Source organism: Streptomyces sp. NPDC048483, assembly GCF_040651455.1.
Lineage (GTDB): Bacteria > Actinomycetota > Actinomycetes > Streptomycetales > Streptomycetaceae > Streptomyces.
In genome coordinates, this window is record NZ_JBEZJZ010000268.1 from 1 (window position 1) to 1,144 (window position 1,144).

Below are 1,144 nucleotides of genomic sequence, written 5' to 3' on the forward strand. Positions count from 1 at the left end.
TGCGCAACCGGCTCTCCACCGCCACGGGCCTGCGGCTGACCGCCACCCTCGTCTTCGACTACCCCACCCCCACCGCACTCGCCGAACACCTCGTCTCGGAGCTCGTGGCCGAGGCCGCCACCGGACCAGCCCTCCTGGCGGAGCTTGAACGGCTCGACTCCGCGCTCGCCACAAGCGAGCCCGACGCCCGCACCAGGGCCGCGGTCGCCACCCGTCTGGCGCAGATCCTGGACGGCTGGCGAGGCGCCGAAGCGGAGCAGGACGGCGCAGAGGTCGCCGAGCGGATCGGCGCGGCCAGTACGGACGAGATCTTCGCCTTCATCGACAACGAGCTCGGCCGTCACAGCGATCGCTGAGTCCGGCTCCCCTTATTCACGCGGATTATTCACGCGGAAGGTTCCACGTCATGCCACACGACAACAAGCTCGTTGACTACCTCAAGTGGGTCACGAACGACTTGCACCAGACCCGCCAACGGCTTCGCGAGGCCGAGTCCGCCAAGCAGGAGCCCATAGCCATTGTCGGGATGTCCTGCCGACTGCCGGGTGGGGTGCGATCGCCGGAAGAACTCTGGCGGCTACTGGAGGACGGCCGGGACGGCATCTCGGCATTCCCCACGGACCGCGGCTGGAACCTCGACGTCCTCACCAGCGACGGAAGCGGCAGCAGCGCGACGGCCGAAGGCGGCTTCGTCGACGCCGCCTCGTTCGACGCGGACTTCTTCGGCATCTCGCCCCGCGAGGCCGTGGCGATGGACCCCCAGCAGCGCATCCTGCTGGAGACCTCCTGGGAAGCACTGGAGCGCGCCGGAATCGATCCCGGATCCCTTCGGGGCACCGAGACCGGTGTTTTCGTGGGCACGAGCGGTGTCGACTACATCAACGCCGTGATGAACTCCCGCGAGGACATCGAGGGGCACGGCAGCACCGGCCTCGCCGGCAGCATTCTGTCCGGGCGGCTCTCGTACACCTTCGGCCTGGAGGGTCCGGCCGTCACCGTCGACACGGCGTGCTCGTCCTCGCTCGTCTCGCTGCACCTGGCGGCCCACGCGCTGCGCAACGGCGAGTGCTCGCTGGCGCTGGCCGGAGGCGTGACGGTGATGTCCTCGCCGATGAGCTTCGCCGGATTCACCCGGCAGGGCGGG

At 69.1% G+C, this 1,144-nt stretch carries 1 protein-coding gene and 1 pseudogene; both read left to right on the top strand.

From position 1 onward, the window contains the following. Window positions 1-356 (top strand): annotated as a pseudogene (locus AB0D04_RS42725) (polyketide synthase); the annotation flags it as partial. A 50-nt stretch (window positions 357-406) separates the two neighbouring features. After that, window positions 407-1,144, top strand: a 738-nt coding sequence (locus AB0D04_RS42730; protein WP_362712893.1) for a beta-ketoacyl synthase N-terminal-like domain-containing protein, incomplete at its 3' end; no start/stop codon positions are given.